The organism is uncultured Campylobacter sp. (assembly GCF_937890585.1).
GTDB lineage: Bacteria > Campylobacterota > Campylobacteria > Campylobacterales > Campylobacteraceae > Campylobacter_A.
In genome coordinates, this window is the sequence record NZ_CALACG010000076.1 from 1 (window position 1) to 4,291 (window position 4,291).

At 38.4% G+C, this 4,291-nt stretch carries 6 protein-coding genes and 1 other RNA gene; 3 read left to right on the plus strand and 4 right to left on the minus strand.

From position 1 onward, the window contains the following. The first annotated feature begins 35 nt into the window (after window positions 1–35). An RNA gene (gene rnpB / locus Q0296_RS02140) (RNase P RNA component class A) lies at window positions 36–362 on the plus strand. A gap of 65 nt (window positions 363–427) precedes the next feature. Here the strand turns inward: rnpB and Q0296_RS02145 are convergent. The 4 genes from Q0296_RS02145 to Q0296_RS02160 are packed head-to-tail and all read right to left on the minus strand — an operon-like array spanning window position 428 to window position 3,187. Beyond that, on the minus strand, window positions 428–655 hold the full coding sequence (locus tag Q0296_RS02145; RefSeq protein WP_298036034.1) for a hypothetical protein: 228 nt from the start codon (window positions 653–655) through the stop codon (window positions 428–430). Then, complete coding sequence (gene fliS / locus Q0296_RS02150; RefSeq protein ID WP_298036036.1) at window positions 648–1,019, minus strand: flagellar export chaperone FliS; 372 nt, start codon at window positions 1,017–1,019, stop codon at window positions 648–650. The genes Q0296_RS02145 and fliS overlap by 8 nt, the downstream gene beginning before the upstream one ends. Window positions 1,020–1,028: 9 nt before the next feature. Next, entirely contained in the window at window positions 1,029–2,789 is a 1,761-nt protein-coding gene (fliD, locus tag Q0296_RS02155) for a flagellar filament capping protein FliD (RefSeq protein WP_298036038.1), read from the minus strand. A gap of 2 nt (window positions 2,790–2,791) precedes the next feature. Further along, window positions 2,792–3,187 (minus strand): FlaG family protein, encoded by a 396-nt coding sequence (locus tag Q0296_RS02160; protein WP_107714967.1) that lies wholly within the window; start codon window positions 3,185–3,187, stop codon window positions 2,792–2,794. 119 nt (window positions 3,188–3,306) lie between these two features. On the opposite strand from Q0296_RS02160, the gene Q0296_RS02165 reads away from it, so the two are divergent. Together Q0296_RS02165 and rsmD are read left to right on the plus strand one after the other, a co-directional pair. Continuing rightward, on the plus strand, window positions 3,307–3,651 hold the full coding sequence (locus Q0296_RS02165; protein ID WP_298036040.1) for a hypothetical protein: 345 nt from the start codon (window positions 3,307–3,309) through the stop codon (window positions 3,649–3,651). Further along, on the plus strand, window positions 3,648–4,214 hold the full coding sequence (gene rsmD, locus Q0296_RS02170; protein WP_298036042.1) for a 16S rRNA (guanine(966)-N(2))-methyltransferase RsmD: 567 nt from the start codon (window positions 3,648–3,650) through the stop codon (window positions 4,212–4,214). The genes Q0296_RS02165 and rsmD overlap by 4 nt, the downstream gene beginning before the upstream one ends. Window positions 4,215–4,291: the final 77 nt, after the last annotated feature.

Sequence of the window (4,291 nt, forward strand, 5' to 3'; positions counted from 1 at the left end):
GGGTAAATTTATATAATTTTAAATATAATCACGCTCTGGCACGGTAAGCGGTCGCTTTTGCATCTTGCAAAAGAGGAAAGTCCGAGCTGCGATAAGACAAAGTTCCATCTAACGGATGGCTAGGGAAACCTAAGGGATAGTGTAACAGAAAGTAGACTTCCGCTTCGGCGGTAAAGGTGAAACGGCGGGGTAAGAGCCCACCGGCACGCTTGGTAACTTGCGTGGCCATATAAACCCAACTTGCAGTAAGAAGGGATGGTTTTGGTCTTATATTAAAACCCTTCGCTAGAGCTTGTTTGTAAAAGCAAGCGTAGATAAATGATCGCTCAAGACAGAACTCGGCTTAACGCCGTGCCTTTAAATTTAAAGTGAAATTTAGAGATATTCAAGACGAGCCGGCTTTTAGCCGTGCCTTGAAATTTGAAATTTAATTATTGATGTATTTTTGAGCTTTTTGTAACTTTATAAGCTCGCTTTGGATGTGTGAAGATTTGCTTTTAAAAAGCTCTATCGCGCCACCTATCAAGGCCTTTGCCTCTTCAGCTGCAGCTAAGCTTTTAAACATATCTTCGTTGAAATTTTGTGATAAAACAGCTAGCCTTCTGACATCCTCGTCTATCAAAGCTAACTTAAACTCATTGACCCAGCTATTCATCCGATGTTACCTCTCGCCACGCCTCTGATAGCTGCTTTACGACGTTTGTTACTTCATTTAGTGCGGCTATATCATTTTGGATATTAGCCATCGCAAGAAGCTGCATCTGCCTTGTATAAAGGCCGCTAAGATAGTGAGCTACGTCGCCTTGAGAATAATCAAGCGAGTTTAAAAGCTCGACAAAGATAGCGTTTGCTCTGTTTATATAATAGACTTTTTTCTCTATATCTCCAGCTTCTATCGCTTTTTTGGTGCGAAATATAAATTTCAAAATCCCATCATAAAGCATTTCTATTAATTTAGTTGGGGACTCAATGCCCCCAAAACTCGACTGTGCGTATGCACTATATGCGCTTTGATTCATTTTTCTCTCTTATTTTCTGCTGTTTATTTCAGCATCTATCATTGATTTTAGAGTTGAGAACTGATTTTCTAAACTTGCGATGATAGCGTTATACTTGATGAAGCGCTCTTGCATCGTTGTATATTTCTCGTCTAAAAGCTTTTGTGTAGCCTCTTTGTTGTCTGCAATTGATTTGTTTTCATCTCTTAGCTGATTTTGCATAGCAATCATTGTACCATCTTTGCCAACGACACCATCAAGCATTTTGTTAAGTCTTGTAAATAGACCATCTGTCTTTTTAGTTATTGGATTTACAGTTGCTTCGCTCATTCCCAGGCTTGCAAGGGCTGTGCTATTGCCTTTTATCTCCAAACTTTGGCCGTCATTTCTCTTTAGGATTATTCTCTTGCCACTTTGATCAAGGCTAGCTGTGACACCATCTATTCCAGCGTCATTTATAGCTTGTTGAAGCTTTAGAGCGTTGTCCTCAGCTGATGAGCCAGCTGCGGTTGAGAAAATAACTGACTTGCCATTTATCGTAAGATCGCCGGCTGCTATGTTTAGAGCTCCGGCGCTAACTGGAGCATTTCCCATGTGAGTTATCGGCTCAGTCTTGTTTGATCCCATGAAAAATCTCTGAATTTCCTCAGGATCTTTGCTAAGAGCAGCGTTAAATTTATTTAGATCAAGCTGAAGCTGACCATCTTTATCAGGCGTTATGCCAAATTTACTTAACGCCTTTCCTTCACTATCTTGTCCGTTTATGAGACGGCCGATGTTTGATCTAAGGCCTGAAATTTCGCTCACACCTTGGAAGGTGCCAGCGCCTTTTTCCTCATCATAGCTTGTAGCGATACCAAGGTTCATGGTCATTAAGTTGTAGTCTTTTATAAACTCTTCAACCGCTTTTATGACTTCGTCTGTATTTTGTGAAATGCTAACATTGGTTTTACCAACCTCATTTAGTGTTATAGTAACACCTGGCCTAAGATTATCAAATGTATTTTTATCCCTTTTAACATTTACGCCATTATATGTAAATTCTGCATCTTGTGCTTTTTGAATTCTATTTTTTTCCAAATTTGATGTCATCTTTGGCGAACCATCAGGATTTGTTAATAGTGCGCCATTCTCATCTGTGTCTTGAAACTGCGTATCATCCCAGCCAAGCTTGTCTAAAATGCCAGATGTATCGTTTGAAATTTTGATAGTCTGTGTCGCACCAGTTTTGCCTGATTGAAGCATTATTTGATTTGGTTTGTCGCCACCAACATTTAAAATTCTAGCTTGCAACTTGCCACCACTTACATCATTTATCTTATCAACGATATCTTGATATGTTGTCGATCTTGTCACGCCGATAGAGAATTTTTGTCCGTCGATCTCAACGTCAAATGAGCCAGTGCTTGTTGCGCCCACTATCTCTGAAGCTTTTTTGAAATTTTTGCTTTGAAATGTATCTTTTTGAGCAAGTTTTTGCACGTCGATACTAAAGCTTTGTACGCTAACGCCATTTGCTGCAGATGCTGTGACGCTTGAGCCTGCGTTGTTTGTATTTCTCTTTAGATACAAAGCCTCGCCGCCAAGTGTTTTGCCGCTCACATTTACGTTGCTAACAAGAGTTTTTAGCGCCGCAAGGTCTTTTTGTTTAAGATCGTTTTTTTCTAGCCTTGATGTTAGTGGCTTGATCTGTCCAGCCTCGTCGGCATCTTTTAGTTTTTTGATAAGTTCATCGTTTAGTCCACCATTTTTTGTACCTAAACCTAAATTTGTTATGTTACCTACTGCCATTTTTAACTCTCCTTATCAAAAAGTATGCCTATACTTTCCCTAAAGTATTCACTTATTTTTATAGCCTCCTTGCTTGGAAGCTGTGTTATTTCCTCGCCTGTTTTGGCATCTTTTACCTGAACAACCATCAAATTTAACTTCTCGTTGTAAGCGAATCTTACATTTGTGTCAAGCTGCTGCATCTGATAGTTTAGCTTATCAGTGACCTCTCTTGTCCTTCTTGCAAGATCTTCGTTGCTAAGTCCGTCTAGCTCGTTAATATCCTTTGATTTGTCGTTTTTCTCGACATTTGCACTGATATCAGTATGCTCGATAGGCCTGCTATCTATCTGACGCTGAGCTGATGAACTCATATTTGCTTCGAGCGTTTGATTTGCTGCTGCCTTTAAAATTTCCATAGTTTTACTCCTTAAAACTTACATCAGCATCTACATCGGTAAAATTTTAAATTCCTTTAGTATTTATATAAATTTTTGATTATTTAGGTTAAAATCGAGCAAAATTTATAGGACGGGATATGAAAATTTCATTTGAATGCGACTGCATTTTGCTGCAAAAGACCTTGTTGCTTTTTTGTGGAAATTTAGCCGCTCATCATAAGGATTGTGATTTTGTAGTAAGTGACCGTGAGATCGTCACAAAAAAACCGCTATTTATAATAGGTAAGAACGCTCATCTTTCTCATCCGTTTAACAAAGCCACTCTTCTTGATATGCTAGAGGAGTTTTACTCAGCCACGCAAATTTCAAAGGCAAAAGAGCCAGCGCAGATAGTACATGAAAAGAGTTTGGAGCAAAAAGTATCACGCTTAATTGATAAATTTAAAGCTGATCTGCTTGAAATTTTAAGGACAAATCAGTGAAACTCTACACCAAAATTTCAAGTGGTAAATTTAAAGGCAAAAGGCTTGAGCTACCAAGTCTAAGCACAACAAGAAGCACAAAAAGCATCGTAAAAGAGTCCTTTTTCAACGTCATTAGAGATGAAATTTACTCACTTGCATTTATAGAGGGTTTTGGCGGAAGCGGCGTGATGGCAAGCGAGGCCGTTAGTAACGGAGCGCGCGAGGCTATCGCTATCGAAAAAGATAGAGCTGCTTTTAAGATAACTCAAAGCAACCTTGCAAGCCTGCAAAGTCCAAATTTAAAAGCGATAAATGGCGACACTTTTACACTTTTGCCTGATCTTGTAAATTCGCAAAATGGCAAAGTTTTGCTCTATCTTGATCCGCCATTTGACATAAGGGCTGGCTTTGATGATATCTATGAAAAGCTTGTAAATTTGATCTCGCAGCTAAAAAAAGAGAAAATTTATATGATAGTTTTTGAGCATAACAGCGACTTTAAATTTGGTGATGAAATTTCTGCGTATAAACTTATTAAATTTAAAAAATTTGGAGCCACTTCTCTCTCTTATTTTCAGTAAAATACCGTGGAACTTAATCAGATTTTATTTTATTATTCGTAAACACAGTATATATTTTTATGTATTGTGATGTATCT

Excerpts from the sequence above, each read along its gene's own strand:
- Q0296_RS02145 (WP_298036034.1), bottom strand. The coding sequence starts at position 655 with ATGAATAGCTGGGTCAATGAGTTTAAGTTAGCTTTGATAGACGAGGAT.
- fliS (WP_298036036.1), bottom strand. The coding sequence starts at position 1,019 with ATGAATCAAAGCGCATATAGTGCATACGCACAGTCGAGTTTTGGGGGC.
- fliD (WP_298036038.1), bottom strand. The coding sequence starts at position 2,789 with ATGGCAGTAGGTAACATAACAAATTTAGGTTTAGGTACAAAAAATGGT.
- Q0296_RS02160 (WP_107714967.1), bottom strand. The coding sequence starts at position 3,187 with ATGGAAATTTTAAAGGCAGCAGCAAATCAAACGCTCGAAGCAAATATG.
- Q0296_RS02165 (WP_298036040.1), top strand. The coding sequence starts at position 3,307 with ATGAAAATTTCATTTGAATGCGACTGCATTTTGCTGCAAAAGACCTTG.